Source organism: Xanthomonas sp. 10-10 (genome assembly GCF_040182365.1).
GTDB classification, from domain to species: Bacteria; Pseudomonadota; Gammaproteobacteria; order Xanthomonadales; family Xanthomonadaceae; genus Xanthomonas; species Xanthomonas arboricola_F.
On record NZ_CP144460.1, the window covers coordinates 1592794 to 1608867 of the forward strand.

Sequence of the window (16074 nt, forward strand, 5' to 3'; positions counted from 1 at the left end):
GCGGTCGGGCTCGGCTCGCCTCGGTTAGGATGCGCACACCGTCCCTGTCGGGCCGCTCTGGAAACCGCCCCATGCGGCTGCTGGTCATCGAAGACAACCGCAATATGGTCGCCAACCTGTTCGACTATTTCGAAGCGCGCGGGCATACCCTGGATGCGGCGCCCGATGGCGTCACCGGCTTGCATCTGGCCACCACCCAGCAGTACGACGTGCTGGTGCTGGACTGGATGATGCCGCGCATGGACGGGCCGGAGGTGTTGCGCCGCCTGCGCGAGCACCACCACTCCGAGCTGCCGGTGATCATGCTCACCGCACGCGACGAATTGCCGGACAAGATTGCCGGCTTCCGCGCCGGTGCGGACGATTACCTGACCAAGCCGTTCGCGCTGCCCGAGCTCGAGGTGCGTATCGAGGCCTTGCTTGCGCGCGCGCACGGCCGCCGCCGCGGCAAGCTGCTGCAGGTGGCCGACCTGCGTCTGGATCTGTCCACCCTGGAGGCCACCCGCGCCGGCCAGGTGCTGCACCTGTATCCGGCCTGCCGCAAGTTGCTCGAAGTGCTGATGCAGGCAAGCCCTGCCGCCGTCACCCGGCAGCGCCTGGAGCAATCGCTGTGGGGCGACGATCCGCCCGATGGCGACATGCTGCGCTCGCATATCTACGAGCTGCGTCGCAGCGTGGACGGCCCGTTCGCGCAGAAGCTGATCCATACCCTGCCGCGGCTCGGCTATCGTCTGGCAGAACTCGAAGGCGTCAGCGAACCGACGAGCAGCGATTGCGCCGATGGCTAAGCCGCGCCCGCTGGGACGTCGGGTCATGGTGTGGTTGTTCGGCTACACCTTGCTGATGACGTTGGCGGTGTTCGGCACCGCGCAATACCTGCACGAGCGTGCCGAGCATGGCGTATGGCGCTCGCTGCTCAACTCGGAACTGGACAGCATCCTGGACAGCAGCGCGCAAAGTCCCGGCTACCATTGGCAGGATTCAGACACCTTGCGGCTGTATCGCCTGGACGGCGGCAAGGCCGTACCGCCGGTATTGCGAACGCTGCATCCCGGCCTGCATGAGCATGACGTCGATGGCCGCCCGAGTGCGGTGATGGTGCGCGACACCGCGCAGGCCGGTCGTCTGGCGCTGGTGCTGGATATCACCGATTTCGAAGCACTGGAGAAATTCCTCACCCGCTGGATGTTGGCCGCCGGCGTGGCCCTGATCGGCATCACCTTGCTGATGGGCGCCTATGCCATGGCCCGACTGGTGAGCCCGTTGGTGGAGCTGGCCCGCGATATCGGTGCGCTGCGTCCGGAACGGCGCGCGCAACAGGTTGCGGTGGGCGCGCAGGGCAGCGCCGAGCTGTACGTCATCGCCGATGCGCTCAACGATTACCTGGAGCGCAACGGCCAGTTCGTCGAGCGCGAACGCGCCTTCATCGACAGCGCCAGTCACGAGCTGCGCACGCCGATCGCGGTGATCGGCAATGCGGTGGAGCTGGCGTTGGAGCAGCCCGGCACGCCGCCGGCGGTGCGCCATCAGTTGCAGCGCATCGCACAGACCAGCGCGTCGGTGGAGCAACTGATCGCCTTGTTGCTGGTGCTGGCGAAAGATCCCGGCCGATTGGTACGCAGCAGCGACACAGTGCGGCTGGACCATCTGATTCCGGATATCGTCGCCGACCACGCGCACCTGTGCGCAGACAAGGATCTGCAACTGGTCATCGAGCCGTTGCCGCCGTGCAGCCTCGCCGCGCCGGTCGCCATCGTGCAGACCGCCATCGGCAATCTGCTGCGCAATGCGATCGAAAACAGCGACCGCGGCATCATCCGCATCGCGCTATCGGCGCCGGGCATGGTGCGCATTTCCGACCCGGGCCACGGCATGACGCCGGAAGAAATCAGCGCGATCTATGCGCGCCTGGCGCGCGGCGATGCACGGCAGGGCAATGGCATCGGCCTGGAGCTGATCGGGCGTCTTTGCGAACACCTGGGCTGGAAGCTCAGCCTGGAATCCGATACAGGGCAGGGCACGGTCGCAACGCTGGATCTGGTCGGTGCCACGACAGCAATCGAGCCGACAGACGCCTAGCGCAGCGCAGGCGCAGCCCGTCGACATGCGCCACGCGGCCGTACACACGCTGCGCATCCAGGCAAGCCATGCCTTGCCATCCAGGGCAACCAGCGGCCAACTCAGGCCGGCAGCAGTCCGCGTTCGCTCAGCCAGTTGCGTGCGTTCTCGGCATCCTGCTCGAACCAGGCGCGGGTGGATCCCAATCGGTAGGTATAGCCCCAGGCATCCATGTCGGCCATCAGCCGCGCGCTGCCCACGCTCGGCAGCTGCTCGGCCAGCAGAATCTGCAGGTAGCAGGTGGCATCTTCCTCATCCACCGAATCGGTGGCATCGGTATGCACGGCGGCGCGTTTGTCGGCGGGCAGCACGATCAGATGCCCGGCCTCGTGCAGCATCGAGTGTACCGGCGTGTCGTCGCGCACATAGACATCGCAGCCGATGATGCCCGCCTCCGGTTCGCCCCAGAAGCTGCCAGGGATCGCAGCGCCCGCGTCCACGCGATGCAGGCGCAGGCCATACCGGCCCAGCAGGGCGGCCGGGGCGTCCAGGCCGATATCGGCCACGCACAGCACCGCGGACGCATCGGATGGGGAAGCAGGATGAGAAGTCACGCGCAGTCGCTCGCGGTCGGGCGCGCTACAGGGCGCGCCATGGGGTAGATACCAAAACGGTGCCGTGCGAGCACGGTACCGTCGTAATGATGATGCGGCCATCGCCACACAGCGCGCGAGCGTCGATGGCCTGCACGCTGGCGGCAACGACCGCGTTACTTGTCGCCGTCTTCCGGCAGGGCGACAGAAATATCCAGCACGTCGTGCTCGCCGTCCTTGACCAGATCAACCCGCACCGCATCGGCGTCGATGTTGACGTACTTCTTGATCACTTCCAGCAATTCGCGCTGCAGCAGCGGCAGGTAATCCGGCCCGCCACGGTGGTTGCGCTCCTGCGCAATGATGATCTGCAGGCGGTTCTTGGCCGTCTCGGCGGTGTTCTTCTTGCTCTTGAGAAAATCGAGCAGGCCCATGCTTAGCCTCCGAACAGCTTGCTGAAGAAGCCTTTCTTCTCCACGGATGTGAATCGCATCGGGCGCTCTTCGCCCATGATGCGGGCGACCGCGTCGTCGTAGGCCTGGCCGGCCGGGGACTCGGCATCCAGGATCACCGGCTCGCCCTTGTTGGAAGCGTTGAGCACGTCGCCGGATTCGGGAATCACGCCGATGGCCTTGAGCCCCAGCACTTCTTCCACGTCGGTGATGCTGAGCATCTCGCCGCCTTCCACGCGGCCCGGGCTGTAGCGGGTCAGCAGCAGGAACGCCGGCACCGTCTTGCCTTCCTCGGCCTTGCGGGTCTTGGAATCGAGCAGGCCGATGATGCGGTCCGAGTCGCGCACCGAAGACACTTCCGGGTTCACCACCACGACGGCGCGGTCGGCGAAGTACATCGACAGGAACGCGCCCTTTTCGATACCGGCCGGCGAGTCGCACACGATGTATTCGAAGCCGTCGGCGGCCAGGTCCTTGAGCACCTTCTCCACGCCGTCCTGGGTCAGCGCATCCTTGTCGCGGGTCTGCGAGGCGGCCAGCACGTACAGGTTGTCGAAGCGCTTGTCCTTGATCAGCGACTGCTTGAGCGTGGCTTCGCCGTGCACGACGTTGACGAAGTCGTACACCACGCGCCGCTCGCAGCCCATGATCAGGTCCAGGTTGCGCAGACCGACGTCGAAGTCGATGACGGCGACCTTCTTGCCGCGCCGCGCCAGCCCGCAGGCCAGGCTCGCGCTGGTGGTGGTCTTGCCAACGCCGCCCTTGCCGGAGGTGACTACGATGATTTCAGCCAAAGGATTTCTCCGAAATATTTCTGTGGTTGGGCTGCGTCAATCCAGCGCAGCGATCTTGATCTGATCCTGCTCCAGCCAGACCTGGACGGCCTTGCCACGCAGGTCCATGGGAACATCGTCCAGCACCTTGTAGTGGCCAGCGATGGCAACCAGTTCGGCGTGGAAGTCGCGGCAGAAGATGCGCGCGTCAGGGTTGCCCTGGGCGCCGGCCAACGCGCGGCCACGCAGGGTACCGTAGATATGGATGCTGCCGTCGGCGATGACCTCCGCCCCGGCGCCGACCGTATTGAGTACGGTCAGGTCGCAGTTTTCCGCATACAGCTGCTGGCCCGAGCGCACCGCGTTGCGTTGCATGCGACCCGGCGCCGGGCGCGCGACCGGCGCTGCGGGTTCGGCGCGTGCCGGCGGCGGCGGAGGTGGCGGGCTGACCGCAGTCGGTTCGTATTGCGCGCGGAACTTGGCCAGCAATGGCACGCCGAGCTGCTGGGAGAGCAGGTCGATCTCGCTGGTGCCGTAGGCCAGCGCCACCGGCAGCACCCCCGCAGCGCGCAGGCCATCCAGCAGCGCCTTGGCGGTGCTCACGTCCGGCACCTGCGACAGGCCGCCGAAATCCAGGATCACTGCCGCCCGCCCGAACAGCTTGGGCGCCCGGGTCACGCGCTCGCGCATTTCCTGCACCAGGCGCGGCACATCCAGGGTGCGCACGCGCAGGTTGGCGATGCCCACCTGGCCGATCTTCAGTTCGCCGGCCTGTTCAAAATCCACATTCACACTCGACACGCTCAGGCCCCCGTCGATGGATTGTCGGTGGCGGCGGCATGCCGCGGCCGGCCGACCCACGGCAAGTGCTCGGGCAACTTGCCGCCATAGGTCTCCTTGACCCACGGATAGCTGCTCATGTCCTTCATCAGCATGCTCGCGCGCACCTCCACGTCGGGCATGGTGTTCTGGCCCACTTCGCGGAAGCCGAAGCTGCCATGGAACAGCAGCGCCGCATCGGCGCCATGGTCCAGGAACACTTCGCAGGCCAGCTGCGGGTAGCGCAGCTCGGTGTAGCTCTGTACATCGGCATAGAACGCCCGCCCGACGCCACCGCCGCGACGGCGGCTGGCGACCACGATGCGGTCGATATAGAAAAATTCCGGGTGACGGTCCCGGAACCAGGCGAAATTGCTGCTGTCATGGGCACTGCCACTGCCGAACCCGACCAGGAAACCGGCCAGGTTGCCGTCGCGCTCGGCGACGCGGAAATATTCGGCATGCTCGTAGAAGCGTTGCAGCTTGTTTGAATCCAGCGGCAGGATCGCCAGTCCGGCATTGTTGTTCAGGGCCAGGACGGAATCGAGCTCGTGCTCGCGCACGTCGCGGATGACGATCGACATTGGGACTCCGTGGGGTAACGCTCTCGACCCGAAATCGGATCTGCGTCGGATTATTGCATGCGTGGCCTGAAGCGGCGACCCGCCGCGTGCACCACGGCGGGCAAGCCGCCTTCGCGCCAAGGCGGCGCGCAGGCGCAAACCCGGCCTTGCCGGCAGGCGCGTGCAGGCGCACACGTGCATGCATGACTTCCGGCAAGAGGGCAACGCCGGCGCTTGGGCCTAAGATGCCAGCATGTTGGGATACCTCAGTCATACGCGCGTCCTGCGCTTCGCCGGCCTGTTCACCTGGGCGATGATCGCCATGCCCTTGGTGTTCATCTACTGGGCGCCCGCCGAAGAGGGCGATCACCGCAGCGTGCTGGAGGCGGCCACGATGTCGGCGTTCTTCGTCGGCTTTGGGGGCAGCTATTTCTGGCTGACGCGCGGCTTGAGCAGCGGCGGCCATGCGCATTGGTACGACCGGCTGATCCTGCTGCTGCTCACGGTCTGCGCGCTGGCGGTCAGCTATCTCACCCGAACCGGCCTCGGCAGTATCTTGATGATGGTGGCTGCCGGGGTGATCCCCTGGCTGCTGCCGCTCCGTGTGGGCGTGGTGTGGCTGGTGCTGAGCCAGTTGGCGGTGCTGCCGGTCTACCATCTGCTGCTCGGGTTCCCGGTCTCCGGCGCCCTGATGCAGTCGCTGCTGTACGGCGGGTTTTCGATGTTCATCTTCGTCACCAGCCTGGTCGCCCGGCAACAGACCGAAGCACGCGAAGAACAGCGCCGGCTCAACGCCGAACTGCGCGCCACCCGCGCGCTCCTGGCCGAAAGCGCGCGTATCAACGAGCGCACCCGCATCTCGCGCGAGCTGCATGATCTGCTCGGCCACCATCTCACCGCGCTCAGCCTCAACCTGGAGGTGGCCGGCCACATCACCGACGGCCAGGCGCAGGAGCACGTGCGCCAGGCCCACACCCTGGCCAAGCTGCTGCTCACCGACGTGCGCGAGGCGGTCAGCCATTTGCGCGACAGCGGGGCCATCGATCTGGAGGCAGCGCTGCGCCCGCTGGTGACCCAGGTTCCCTCGCTGGACATCCACCTGGATATCGCCCAGCCGTTGACCCTGGACGACCCCGAGCGGGCGCATGTGCTGTTGCGCTGCACCCAGGAAATCATCACCAACGCGGTGCGCCACGCCGGCGCGCGCAATCTGTGGATTCAGGTGCGGCGCGACGCGGACACCGTGCTGATCGACGCCCGCGACGACGGCCATGGCGCCGATGCGGTGGCGCCCGGCAACGGCCTGCGCGGCATGCGCGAGCGGCTCAGCCAGTATGGTGGGAAGCTGGAAATCCAAACCCGGCGCGGCGACGGCTTCGGCCTGCGCATCTGCGTTCCAGGCGCGCCGGCACTGATGCCTGCGGCCGTTACCCAAGGAGTGTTCTAGATGATCCGTGTCTGCCTGGTCGACGACCAAACCCTGGTGCGCCAGGGGATCCGCTCGCTGCTGGCGCTGGATAACGGCATCGAGGTGGTGGCCGAGGCCTCGGATGGCAAGCAGGCGGTGGAGCAGATTCCGCAGATCCAGCCGGATGTGGTGCTGATGGACATGCGCATGCCGGTGATGTCCGGTCTGGAAGCCCTGCAGATGCTGTCGCGCAACGGCACCCTGCCGCCGACCATCATCCTGACCACCTTCGACGACGACCAGCTGGTGCTGGCCGGGCTCAAGGCCGGCGCCAAGGGCTACCTGCTCAAGGATGTCTCGCTGGAACAGCTGGTCGGCGCGATCCGCACCGTGGCCGATGGCGGCTCGCTGGTGCAGCCGGCGGTCACCCAGCGCCTGCTGTCGGGCCTGGAGCACATGCGTAACGAATTCGTCAGCCTGGACCGGCCCGATCCGCTGACCGATCGCGAGACCGAGATCCTGCGGCTGATGGCCAGCGGCTTCTCCAACAAGGAGATCGCCAATTCGCTGGGCGTGGCCGAGGGCACCATCAAGAATCATGTGTCCAACATCCTGTCCAAGCTCGGCGTACGCGACCGTACCCGCGCGGTGCTGAAGGCGTTCGAGCTGCAATTGGTCTGACGGCCGGGCCGTCGCAATGCGCTGACGTTCAAGGAGATTGCGGCCTGACGTGGCGTCGCGGTCCTAGACCCTCGTGACGCGATTGCGCCGCGCCGGGCGCACGGCGATACGGCCGTTCGTACCTCTGACTGATGCGGCATCACACGCACGCAGCGCACGATGTGCATGATGACTGCGCGCGATCGGCGCAAACCCTTGCGCAGGCTGGGATTGCGCAGTTTCGCAACGGCGTTGCGCGCGCTGGATGACACCGCAAGACCGCGCTACCCGTCGCACAACTGAACATCTTTCTCGAAGCCTGCTAGGATGGTGGCTTCGCTTCACTCAACCCGGCCGTGGGATCGGCCCCGGAGACCTCCTGAATGACCCGTATTATCGAGTTCCTGATCGCCTTGGGGATCGTGGCTGGCTTGTTTGTCGTGGTGGGCTTGGTGTTGCCCTCGGAGCGGCAGATGTCCGAGAGTGTTGAGACCAACCGCAGAATGACGATTGTTTACGACACCGTGAACAGCTTCCGTCGTTTCAAGGATTGGAACCCGCTTGTGCTGCGTGACCCGAAGATCCAGCTGAAGCTGGCCGGCCCGGAAGAGGGCAAGGGTGCACGCGTCGAATACAGCTCCACCGAGGGCTATATCGGCAACGGCAGCTGGGAAATCAAAAACACCGTCAAGAACGAGCGTGTTGAGATCGCGATCGAAGATCCCACAAAGGGCTACGACAAGGTCACCAATTTCACCCTGGCTCCGACCGGCAAGAACAACAAGAACGTCAAGATCACCCAGGATTACAGCGTCAAGTACGGCTGGAACCTGTTCGGTCGTTATGCCGGCCTGTATGTCAGCCGCCACGTGGGCGACGACCTGAAGCTGGGTCTGTCGCGTCTGGCCACCGCACTGGCAACCGTGCCGAACTTCGACTACCGCGCGCAGCTGGACGGCAAGCCGGTGTTGAGCGATCTCAAGCTCGTCGATGTGCCGGCCGAGGACCTATTGGTCGTCACCGCAGGCAACATCGATCGTGACAACGAGACGATCAAGAAGTCGATCAAGGACAACCAGGAGTGGATCAAGCGCGTGATGGACGCCAACGGCCTGGAAGCTGCTGGTCCGGTCCGGATCGTCACCACCGACTTTGCCACCGACAAGTACGCGTTCGACGTCGTGCAGCCGGTCCGCAAGCGTGCCGGTGGTGCGCCGAAGGCCGATGCCAAGACCGACACCGCCAAGACCGATGCCAAGAAGGACGACGCCGCTGCTGCGCCGGTCGACGCGACGCCGGTTGCCGCAACGGGCGAAGAGCTCAAGCTCAACATCCCGTCCGAAGCGCCGGTGAAGTACGAGCGCACCAAGGCGCACCGTTCGGCATTTGCAACCTACGCAGGTCACATGGCCGGCCTGGACGCAGTGCGTAGTTCCCTGCGTGCCTGGGCTGCCACCAGCGGCAACGACGTGACCGAGCGTCCGTACGAGTCGTGGAAGGGCGGCGTGGACAAGTCGTTTACGCAGGACGGTACCTACGACGTCTACTGGGCCATCAAGTAATCGCTTTACTACGATGATGTGATCCAGACGAAAACGCGCCGCAGTCTTGCGGCGCGTTTTTTTTTTGCGCCACGGCGCTGCCAGGAAGTTGCCCGTATGTCTTTGCTCGATCGTCGCAAGAAACATCCCTCGTTGCTGGCCTTTCTTGGCGGCTTGCTGGCCGCCGTCGCCGTGGGGTTGTCGGCCTATGCCTCGCATGGCGTAACCGACGCGCTGGTGCAGTCGCGGCTGCAACTGGCGTCGCTGTACGCCTTCGGTCATGGCGCCGTGCTGGTTGTGCTGGGTGCCACCGAGACACGTGCGTTCGGACGGGTCGGCCTGTACCTGTTGCTGCTCGGTACGTTGCTGTTTGCCGGCAGCCTGGTCGGTGGTGCCTTGCTGCACTGGCCGACCAGCCTGGCACCGATCGGCGGCATCAGTCTGATGCTGGGCTGGGTGGTGCTGGCGATCGGCGCGTTGCGGCGCTGAGATGCCACGTCATGTCCGCGGATTCGATGTGGAGGCGGCGTTCGCGCAGTTGAGCCGGCGCGACCGCGCGCTGGGCGCGTGGATGAAGCGTATCGGTCCCATCGCGCCGCAGCCGGGCTGGCGCAAACCGTTCGACCCGGTAGACGCATTGGCGCGTGCCATCCTGTTCCAGCAACTGAGCGGCAAGGCCGCGTCCACGATCGTGGCGCGGGTAGAGGCGGCGATCGGATCGAACCGGCTGCACGCCGACACCCTGGGGCGCGTGGACGATGCCGGCTTGCGTGCCTGCGGTGTGTCCGGCAACAAGGCGCTGGCACTGCGCGATCTTGCCCGGCGCGAAGCGCTGGGTGAAATCCCCTCGCTGCGCAAACTCGCCTTCATGGAAGACGATGCGATCGTCGAAGCGCTGGTACCGGTACGCGGCATCGGCCGCTGGACGGTGGAAATGATGCTGATGTTCCGCCTGGGCCGCCCGGACCTGCTGCCCATCGACGACCTGGGCGTGCGCAAAGGCGCTCAGCGCGTGGACAAACAGGAGCAGATGCCCACGCCCAGGGAGCTTGCCGAGCGTGGGCAACGGTGGGGCCCGTACCGCACCTACGCTGCGTTTTATCTGTGGAAGATCGCCGACTTCAGCGTCGCGACCAAAGTGCCGACCCCGCGCTCGCAGGAGTAGGTGCACCGGGTGGATGTACAGGCGCGCACGCCGGCGCGAGCGGGCCGGGCGTTATCAGTTGTCAGGGGTGTCCCGGGCGCCGGCAATGGCCGGTTCCCGGCGTTGCTCAGCCAGGCAGGTACTTGTCCCACAAGTGGTTGCGGAAGCGACGCCCGGGATCGATGTTACTTTTGAGGCTCGCAAAAGACCCGGCTTCCGGGTAAGCGGCGTCAAATTGCTGCTGGCTGGCATGCAACCGGTAGGGTAGGTAGTAGCGGCCGCCATGCGCCAGCGTCGCATCGATCAACTGCCGGGTCCAGGCCACCGTTGCCTTGTCAGGCGAGCTGCCGCTGCGCTGCTTGTAATAAAGCACGAAGGAAAACACCGGCTGCGGTGCCCAGCGCAACAGCGACACCGTATCGGCAGGCGAGTGGCGGATCGAGATATTGAGTGCGTTGACATCGTGGCGGCGCAGGATTGCGGCCATTTCGCGCGCGAATGCGGTAAATGCAGGCACCGGAACGAAATATTCCTGCAGCAGATAGGTGGACATGCGCCGCGTGCGCGGTTCCAGCGAGCGTGCATCCAGGCTGGCCTGGCAATTGCGACGCATCACCGCCGGCATCTGCAACAGCGGCGCGGTCTGATAGCGCTCGCGCAGCGACTTACCCAGCGGCAGTTCCGATGCCGCCCAGATCAGATTCTGTTCGCGGGAGTAGTCCAGGTCGCGCGGAATCAGGCGCCTGGCATCGGTTGGCGGGGCATCGCTGCTGACCCAGGTCACCGCCAAGGGGCGATCAAAGTGCGGCGGCGTCAGGTCGGCATTGTGCATCACCGCCAGTGGGTCGGCGGCGATGCGGTCGGCGAAGAAGGCGGGGTAATCGTCCAGCGCCACTGGTTCCACCCGTCGCTCCAGCATGTCGTTGAGTGTCAGCGACAACTCCACTTCGGTGACCACGCCGAGCCCGCCGTAGCCGCCAATGACAGCGGCGAACAGCGCCGGAGTGCGCGTGCGGTCGAGTTCGTTTATCTGGCCCCCTGCGTCCACCAGCTGCAAGGCATGCACCGTGTGCGCAATCGGCCCGGCATGCAGGTAGCGGCCATGGCAATTGACCCCGATCGAGCCACCGACGCTGAAGTTGCTGTAGCTCTGCATCACCGCGACCGCCAGGTCATGTGGATCGATCAGCTCCTGCACGTCGCGCCAACGCATGCCGCTACGCACGCGGATGCGTCGGGCAGCGACATCCAGGTGCACCAGGCCGACCAGCTCGCGCAGGTCCAGATGCAGCGAAGAGGGCGAAGAGATTTGCCCTCCCATGCTGTAGCGCGCGCCGCCGATGGATACCGTGCCGGTACTGCCCTGTAGCAGGCTGACCACCTCGTCCACGATGCGCGGCCGCGCGATGCGTGCCACCGTGTTGCGATCGATGCCGGCAATATCGGTGACCTGCAGCGATGTGTCGGAGCGCTTGCCGCATCCGGGCGTGGTCAATGCAACGCCGGCACCAAGGAGTGCGGCGGTGGCAGTGCGGCGCTGTCTATCGATGTGCTCGTCCATAAGCGGATGTTTCCAGCAGGGTTGGGAATCAGGTGACGGCCGGCGGCGGCCTGTCGAGTGGTGCGTCGGACCACGGCCAGGGGATTTGCAGGCAATGGAGATGATGGCGACGCAGCGCGCGCTCACGCGTTGGAGCTGTCGTCGCAATGACACAGAGTGCGGCAGGCCTCATGGCGCGTGCCAACACCAATGCCAGGGTTCGTAGACGATGCCATGCGGATTGTCGCGCGGATAACTCAGGCGGTAGCCGAACTGCTCCGCGTGACTGCCCAGCCAGGCAAATGCAGCGGTGGCTTCGAACGATTCTTCGGCCGGGGGGTCGCCAGGAGTGCCGATATCAAGTGCGTCGCCACTGTGGTGTTCGCTGAAGCCGGGCGCGGCGTTGACTGCCAGAATCTGCTCTAGCGCCAGCCCGCGTGCGAACTTGCGTTCGAAGATGCCAAGTTGGTAATCGTGGCTGCGATACCCGGAGATTGCATCGAGCACGATGTCCGCACGCAGTGCGGCCGCACGTATCTGCCTCCATGCACGCGCGGCGCCTGCGCTGAGCCAGAGCGGCCGGCCGAAGCGATCGCGCCCGGCGTACTGCAGCGTTGCCGGTTCGGCGATCAGGCGCAGGCCGGTGCGTTGCACATAGTCATCGGCAACAAGCCCGAGCTGTGTCAGTCGATGCTGCAAGCCGTCGATCGCAAGAACGCCGGCGTGGCCTTGGCGACATCGAACGGTCGCGTCTTGCAGTCGGTCCAGTGCCTCGTCCAGGCCGGGCTCGCGCGCCAGTCGCGGCACCAGCGGCATCAGCCCGTGCGGCAGTTGCGCGGCCAGATAGCGTCCATCGCGCTTGCGCCGCAGTAGCCAGTCGGCCTGCGCCAGCACGCGGGCGTCGGCATTGCTGCGGGCACGCAGCAGGGCGGCCGGTACCAGCTCGATAGCGGTGGTGTTGAGCAGCAGGGACGGCGTTGTACGCATTGCGACAGGGTAGGGCTAAGTGCGTTGCGCGGCCAGTTGCTGGAGATCCTGCAGCAGCTGGCGCGGCTGTTCGGGGCTGAGCACGAGTACGCTGCCGTCCTTCAACGGGAGGGCCAGCACGCGGGCAGACTGGGTGATCAGATAGAAACCCGGGCCCGCCTGCCTGCTGCGGTAGTACCCGGACTGGAAGCCCGGGTAGCCAAAACCCAAGGACTTTCTGCCGGGCTTGAAGGCAGTGTCCCTGGCCAGGTCGATCACGCGCGCCGTGTCCAGCCGGATCTGGTCGACGGGCACCCGCCTGGTGAACAGTGTCGAGCGCACGATCAAGCGCTCGTCCTGGAGCCGGATACTGCGTCGCGCATGCGCGGCAGTGCAGCTCACCGCAACTGTCAGCAGCAGCGCCAGGTGGGCGTACAGGGCGGCAGGATGCCCGTCGCGGGCATTGTCCGCATGGACCACGACGATCACGCATGCTGAAGCCAGCAACGGGAGCCACAGCCACAGCGCCAGCCTCCAGGGCGCGACCGCAGCGACGGCGTAGTCACGCCGGTATGGTGGCGGACGGTGACCGGTATGTGCAGTGGGCGGTGCGACGTTGCCGGGGCGTTGGCCTGTTCGCGTTGTCATCTGGCTTCCCTGGCGGGCACCGGCGACGCAGCCCTCGCCGTCATGTGTGGGTGTCTGGCAGCGAGCATGTCGAAGGTGTGTGGTGCGGCAATCACAACCTGGATGTCATCGCCGTTGAAGTCTCGGATAGAGGGCCGCGATGCAGCAACGCCAAGCCCGCGCCTGCTCATGCCTCGGATTCCTTGTCATCGCGTGGCTTGGGCAAACGTCCGGCCTTGCGTAGCGCATCGCGCAACACGTATTCGATCTGCGCATTGAGGCTGCGCAGTTCGTCGTCGGACCAGCGCTGCACGGCTGCCAGCACATCGGCGCTGATGCGCAGCGGGTAGGCCTTCTTTTCGCTCACTCGCGCTCACCGCGGCCGCTGTGACGGCGCAGGTGCATGACCATCGAGACGATCAAGACGTTGACGCCGATGATCATGCCGATCACCACTGCGTAGATACCTGCGCGGTTGTCGCCGGCCCAGTACAGGCAGGCGGCACCGATCAGGATCACCAGGCTGATCAAGGCCCAGCGCAGGCCCAGGCCGCGCGCGCGGTCGTCGTCGTCCGCACCGATGGAGGCGGCGATCGCCAGCGCGGGCAGACCGGACAGGGCGACCACCAACGGCACCATGACATTCATTGCTTGACCTCAATAGAGCGAGCCGGTGTTGACCACCGGTTGGGTGCCGCGATCAGAACACAGCACGGTGAGCAGGTTGCTGACCATATGCGCCTTGCGCTCTTCGTCCAACTGCACGACGCCGCTTTTCTGCAACTCGGCCAACGCCATTTCCACCATGCCCACGGCGCCTGCAACGATGCGCGTGCGTGCGGCGATCACCGCATTGGCCTGTTGCCGCTGCAGCATGGCCTGGGCGATTTCCGGTGCGTAGGCCAGGTGGCTGATGCGCGCTTCGATGACGTCCACGCCGGCCTGGGTCAGGCGTTCGTCCAGATGCCGCTTGAGCTGTTCGCTGATTTCGGCCGGATGGCTGCGCAACGAAATCTGCCCATCTTCGTGCTGGTCGTAGGGATAGCTGGTGGCCATCGCGCGCAGCGCCGCTTCGGACTGGATGTGCACGAAGCTTTCGTAATCGTCGACGTTGTAGACCGCCTCCGATGCATCCATGACCTGCCACACGATCACCGCGGCGATCTCGATCGGGCTGCCATCGAGCTCGTTGACCTTGAGTCGTCCGCTCTCGAAGTTACGCACGCGCTGGCTGACCCGGCGCTTGGCGTAGAAGGGGCTGTTCCAGCGCACGCCCTGGTCCTTGACGGTGCCGACGTACTTGCCGAACAGGCTCAGCACTGCGGCCTGGTTCGGTTCCAGGGTGTATAGGCCGGCCAGCACGAACACATTGCCGGTTGCGATCAGGATGGCCGGCAGCATGCTCAGAATCGGCAGCAACCCCATGCCGGCCGCGATCAGCGCCGCGGCTGCCAGCAGCAGCACGACGACACTCGCGGCGATCACCGGAATGCCTGGGACGGAGCCGAGCGACTTCTCTTTCATGGTGGGGCATCCTTGATGGGTGTGGATAAAAGATATCAGATTGATATCAGGATTCGACTGGTTTCCGACCAGCGGTCGTGCCGCCCGCCCGTTAGAATGGCCGCCCCCTTCCGATCTGGACCCGCGCTCATGACTACTCTCGGCACGCCGTTATCGCCCTCCGCCACCCGGGTGTTGCTGCTGGGGTCGGGCGAACTGGGCAAGGAAGTGGCGATCGAGCTGCAGCGCTTCGGCGTGGAAGTGATCGCCGCCGATCGCTACGCCAATGCACCGGCGATGCAGGTGGCACATCGCTCGCACGTGCTGGACATGCTCGATCCCGCCGCGCTGCGCGCGCTGATCGCCGCCGAGCAGCCGCATTTGATCGTGCCAGAGATCGAAGCCATCCATACCGAAACGCTGGTGGCGCTGGAGCGCGATCAGGGCCAGCGCGTGATTCCCACCGCGCGCGCCGCACGCCTGACCATGGACCGCGAAGGCATCCGTCGCCTGGCTGCCGAAACCCTGGGCCTGCCGACCTCGCCGTACCGGTTTGTCGACACCGCTGCCGAGTACCGCGATGCGATCGCCGCGGTGGGCCTGCCGTGCGTGGTCAAGCCGGTGATGTCGTCCTCCGGCAAGGGCCAGAGCACGTTGCGCAGCGAGGCCGACATCGATGCGGCCTGGGACTACGCGCAGACCGGCGGACGTGCCGGTGCCGGCCGCTGCATCGTCGAGGGCTTCATCGATTTCGATTACGAGATCACCTTGCTGACCGTGCGGCATGCCGGCGGAACCTCGTATTGCGACCCGATCGGGCATTGGCAGCAGGACGGCGACTATCGCGAAAGCTGGCAGCCGCAGCCGATGTCGGCCGCCGCCTTGCAACGTTCGCAGGAGATTGCGAAAGCCATTACCGACGATCTGGGTGGCTGGGGACTGTTCGGGGTGGAGTTGTTCGTCAAGGGCGACGAAGTGTGGTTCAGCGAAGTCTCGCCGCGCCCGCACGACACCGGCCTGGTGACGCTGATGTCGCAGGACCTGAGCGAATTCGCGCTGCACGCCCGCGCCATTCTCGGCTTGCCGGTCGGTGCCGAGAACGGTGGCGTGATCCGTCAGAGCGGCCCGTCGGCGTCCTGTGCGCTACTCGCGCACGGCAATGGCGTGCCGGTGTTCGGCAACGTGGCCGCTGCACTGCGCGACCCGGACACCGCCCTGCGCCTGTTCGGCAAACCGCGCGTGGACGGCCACCGCCGTGTCGGCGTCACCCTGGCGCGCGCAGAGAGTATCGATGCGGCACGCGAGAAAGCGCGTGTGGCTGCTGCGGCGCTGACGATCCAGTTGCAAGGCTGAGCAGCGGCCTGCTTGAAAGAGGTCCGCCCGGTGTTGCACTTCTTTCGGAAAGCCAGCTGCGGTATGTGTCGACA

At 65.6% G+C, this 16074-nt stretch carries 19 protein-coding genes; 8 read left to right on the forward strand and 11 right to left on the reverse strand.

Annotation, left to right across the window (positions count from 1 at the left end):
- Positions 1 to 71: 71 nt before the first annotated feature.
- Both VZ068_RS06775 and VZ068_RS06780 read left to right on the forward strand, forming a co-directional pair.
- A complete protein-coding gene (locus VZ068_RS06775; RefSeq protein WP_349657239.1) occupies positions 72 to 788 on the forward strand; it encodes a response regulator transcription factor in 717 nt (238 codons plus the stop codon).
- Positions 781 to 2079, forward strand: coding sequence for a HAMP domain-containing sensor histidine kinase (locus VZ068_RS06780; protein WP_349657240.1), 1299 nt, complete (start codon positions 781 to 783; stop codon positions 2077 to 2079). Before VZ068_RS06775 ends, VZ068_RS06780 begins: the two co-directional genes overlap by 8 nt.
- A 101-nt stretch (positions 2080 to 2180) precedes the next feature.
- Here the strand turns inward: VZ068_RS06780 and VZ068_RS06785 are convergent, their stop codons facing one another.
- From VZ068_RS06785 to VZ068_RS06805, 5 genes are all read right to left on the reverse strand, one after another.
- Positions 2181 to 2672 (reverse strand): hypothetical protein, encoded by a 492-nt coding sequence (locus VZ068_RS06785; RefSeq protein ID WP_349657241.1) that lies wholly within the window; start codon positions 2670 to 2672, stop codon positions 2181 to 2183.
- A gap of 155 nt (positions 2673 to 2827) precedes the next feature.
- Complete coding sequence (minE, locus tag VZ068_RS06790; protein ID WP_005994583.1) at positions 2828 to 3085, reverse strand: cell division topological specificity factor MinE; 258 nt, start codon at positions 3083 to 3085, stop codon at positions 2828 to 2830.
- Positions 3086 to 3087: 2 nt separating this feature from the next.
- Positions 3088 to 3897 (reverse strand): septum site-determining protein MinD, encoded by an 810-nt coding sequence (gene minD, locus VZ068_RS06795; RefSeq protein WP_046964730.1) that lies wholly within the window; start codon positions 3895 to 3897, stop codon positions 3088 to 3090.
- Positions 3898 to 3933: 36 nt separating this feature from the next.
- Complete coding sequence (gene minC, locus VZ068_RS06800; protein WP_259166109.1) at positions 3934 to 4677, reverse strand: septum site-determining protein MinC; 744 nt, start codon at positions 4675 to 4677, stop codon at positions 3934 to 3936.
- 2 nt (positions 4678 to 4679) lie between these two features.
- Positions 4680 to 5279 (reverse strand): GNAT family N-acetyltransferase, encoded by a 600-nt coding sequence (locus VZ068_RS06805; protein WP_259153208.1) that lies wholly within the window; start codon positions 5277 to 5279, stop codon positions 4680 to 4682.
- A 232-nt stretch (positions 5280 to 5511) separates the two neighbouring features.
- Between VZ068_RS06805 and VZ068_RS06810 the strand changes: the two genes are divergently transcribed.
- From VZ068_RS06810 to VZ068_RS06830, 5 genes are all read left to right on the forward strand, one after another.
- A complete protein-coding gene (locus VZ068_RS06810; protein WP_349657242.1) occupies positions 5512 to 6705 on the forward strand; it encodes a sensor histidine kinase in 1194 nt (397 codons plus the stop codon).
- Positions 6706 to 7347, forward strand: coding sequence for a response regulator transcription factor (locus VZ068_RS06815; RefSeq protein WP_005990002.1), 642 nt, complete (start codon positions 6706 to 6708; stop codon positions 7345 to 7347).
- Positions 7348 to 7709: 362 nt separating this feature from the next.
- Positions 7710 to 8888, forward strand: coding sequence for an SRPBCC family protein (locus VZ068_RS06820; RefSeq protein ID WP_349657243.1), 1179 nt, complete (start codon positions 7710 to 7712; stop codon positions 8886 to 8888).
- A gap of 96 nt (positions 8889 to 8984) precedes the next feature.
- Positions 8985 to 9356, forward strand: a complete 372-nt coding sequence (locus VZ068_RS06825) for a DUF423 domain-containing protein (RefSeq protein ID WP_349657244.1) — start codon at positions 8985 to 8987, stop codon at positions 9354 to 9356.
- Position 9357: 1 nt separating this feature from the next.
- A complete protein-coding gene (locus tag VZ068_RS06830) occupies positions 9358 to 10032 on the forward strand; it encodes a DNA-3-methyladenine glycosylase (protein WP_349657245.1) in 675 nt (224 codons plus the stop codon).
- Between the two features lie 106 nt (positions 10033 to 10138).
- Here the strand turns inward: VZ068_RS06830 and VZ068_RS06835 are convergent, their stop codons facing one another.
- The 6 genes from VZ068_RS06835 to VZ068_RS06860 all read right to left on the reverse strand — a co-directional run bounded on the left by VZ068_RS06835 (position 10139) and on the right by VZ068_RS06860 (position 14668).
- Positions 10139 to 11572 (reverse strand): FAD-binding oxidoreductase, encoded by a 1434-nt coding sequence (locus VZ068_RS06835; protein ID WP_349657246.1) that lies wholly within the window; start codon positions 11570 to 11572, stop codon positions 10139 to 10141.
- A gap of 168 nt (positions 11573 to 11740) precedes the next feature.
- Positions 11741 to 12538 (reverse strand): M15 family metallopeptidase, encoded by a 798-nt coding sequence (locus VZ068_RS06840; protein WP_349657247.1) that lies wholly within the window; start codon positions 12536 to 12538, stop codon positions 11741 to 11743.
- 15 nt (positions 12539 to 12553) lie between these two features.
- Positions 12554 to 13006, reverse strand: a complete 453-nt coding sequence (locus tag VZ068_RS06845) for a PH domain-containing protein (protein WP_349657248.1) — start codon at positions 13004 to 13006, stop codon at positions 12554 to 12556.
- A 325-nt stretch (positions 13007 to 13331) separates the two neighbouring features.
- The gene (locus VZ068_RS06850; protein ID WP_259153215.1) at positions 13332 to 13511 is read right to left on the reverse strand and encodes an Arc family DNA binding domain-containing protein; all 180 of its coding nucleotides are present in this window, start codon (positions 13509 to 13511) and stop codon (positions 13332 to 13334) included.
- Entirely contained in the window at positions 13508 to 13792 is a 285-nt protein-coding gene (locus tag VZ068_RS06855) for a hypothetical protein (RefSeq protein WP_011036335.1), read from the reverse strand. The genes VZ068_RS06850 and VZ068_RS06855 overlap by 4 nt, the downstream gene beginning before the upstream one ends.
- Positions 13793 to 13801: 9 nt before the next feature.
- Positions 13802 to 14668 (reverse strand): SPFH domain-containing protein, encoded by an 867-nt coding sequence (locus VZ068_RS06860; protein WP_259153216.1) that lies wholly within the window; start codon positions 14666 to 14668, stop codon positions 13802 to 13804.
- Between the two features lie 129 nt (positions 14669 to 14797).
- On the opposite strand from VZ068_RS06860, the gene purT reads away from it, so the two are divergent.
- A complete protein-coding gene (gene purT, locus VZ068_RS06865) occupies positions 14798 to 16000 on the forward strand; it encodes a formate-dependent phosphoribosylglycinamide formyltransferase (protein WP_259153217.1) in 1203 nt (400 codons plus the stop codon).
- Positions 16001 to 16074 lie beyond the last annotated feature (74 nt).

What these genes read in the sequence shown, in the direction of transcription:
- VZ068_RS06855 (WP_011036335.1), bottom strand. Translation starts at nt 13,792, where the DNA reads ATGAATGTCATGGTGCCGTTGGTGGTCGCCCTGTCCGGTCTGCCCGCG.
- VZ068_RS06810 (WP_349657242.1), top strand. Translation starts at nt 5,512, where the DNA reads ATGTTGGGATACCTCAGTCATACGCGCGTCCTGCGCTTCGCCGGCCTG.
- VZ068_RS06815 (WP_005990002.1), top strand. Translation starts at nt 6,706, where the DNA reads ATGATCCGTGTCTGCCTGGTCGACGACCAAACCCTGGTGCGCCAGGGG.
- VZ068_RS06835 (WP_349657246.1), bottom strand. Translation starts at nt 11,572, where the DNA reads ATGGACGAGCACATCGATAGACAGCGCCGCACTGCCACCGCCGCACTC.
- VZ068_RS06825 (WP_349657244.1), top strand. Translation starts at nt 8,985, where the DNA reads ATGTCTTTGCTCGATCGTCGCAAGAAACATCCCTCGTTGCTGGCCTTT.
- VZ068_RS06780 (WP_349657240.1), top strand. Translation starts at nt 781, where the DNA reads ATGGCTAAGCCGCGCCCGCTGGGACGTCGGGTCATGGTGTGGTTGTTC.
- VZ068_RS06775 (WP_349657239.1), top strand. Translation starts at nt 72, where the DNA reads ATGCGGCTGCTGGTCATCGAAGACAACCGCAATATGGTCGCCAACCTG.
- VZ068_RS06805 (WP_259153208.1), bottom strand. Translation starts at nt 5,279, where the DNA reads ATGTCGATCGTCATCCGCGACGTGCGCGAGCACGAGCTCGATTCCGTC.
- purT (WP_259153217.1), top strand. Translation starts at nt 14,798, where the DNA reads ATGACTACTCTCGGCACGCCGTTATCGCCCTCCGCCACCCGGGTGTTG.
- VZ068_RS06830 (WP_349657245.1), top strand. Translation starts at nt 9,358, where the DNA reads ATGCCACGTCATGTCCGCGGATTCGATGTGGAGGCGGCGTTCGCGCAG.
- VZ068_RS06860 (WP_259153216.1), bottom strand. Translation starts at nt 14,668, where the DNA reads ATGAAAGAGAAGTCGCTCGGCTCCGTCCCAGGCATTCCGGTGATCGCC.
- VZ068_RS06820 (WP_349657243.1), top strand. Translation starts at nt 7,710, where the DNA reads ATGACCCGTATTATCGAGTTCCTGATCGCCTTGGGGATCGTGGCTGGC.
- minE (WP_005994583.1), bottom strand. Translation starts at nt 3,085, where the DNA reads ATGGGCCTGCTCGATTTTCTCAAGAGCAAGAAGAACACCGCCGAGACG.
- VZ068_RS06840 (WP_349657247.1), bottom strand. Translation starts at nt 12,538, where the DNA reads ATGCGTACAACGCCGTCCCTGCTGCTCAACACCACCGCTATCGAGCTG.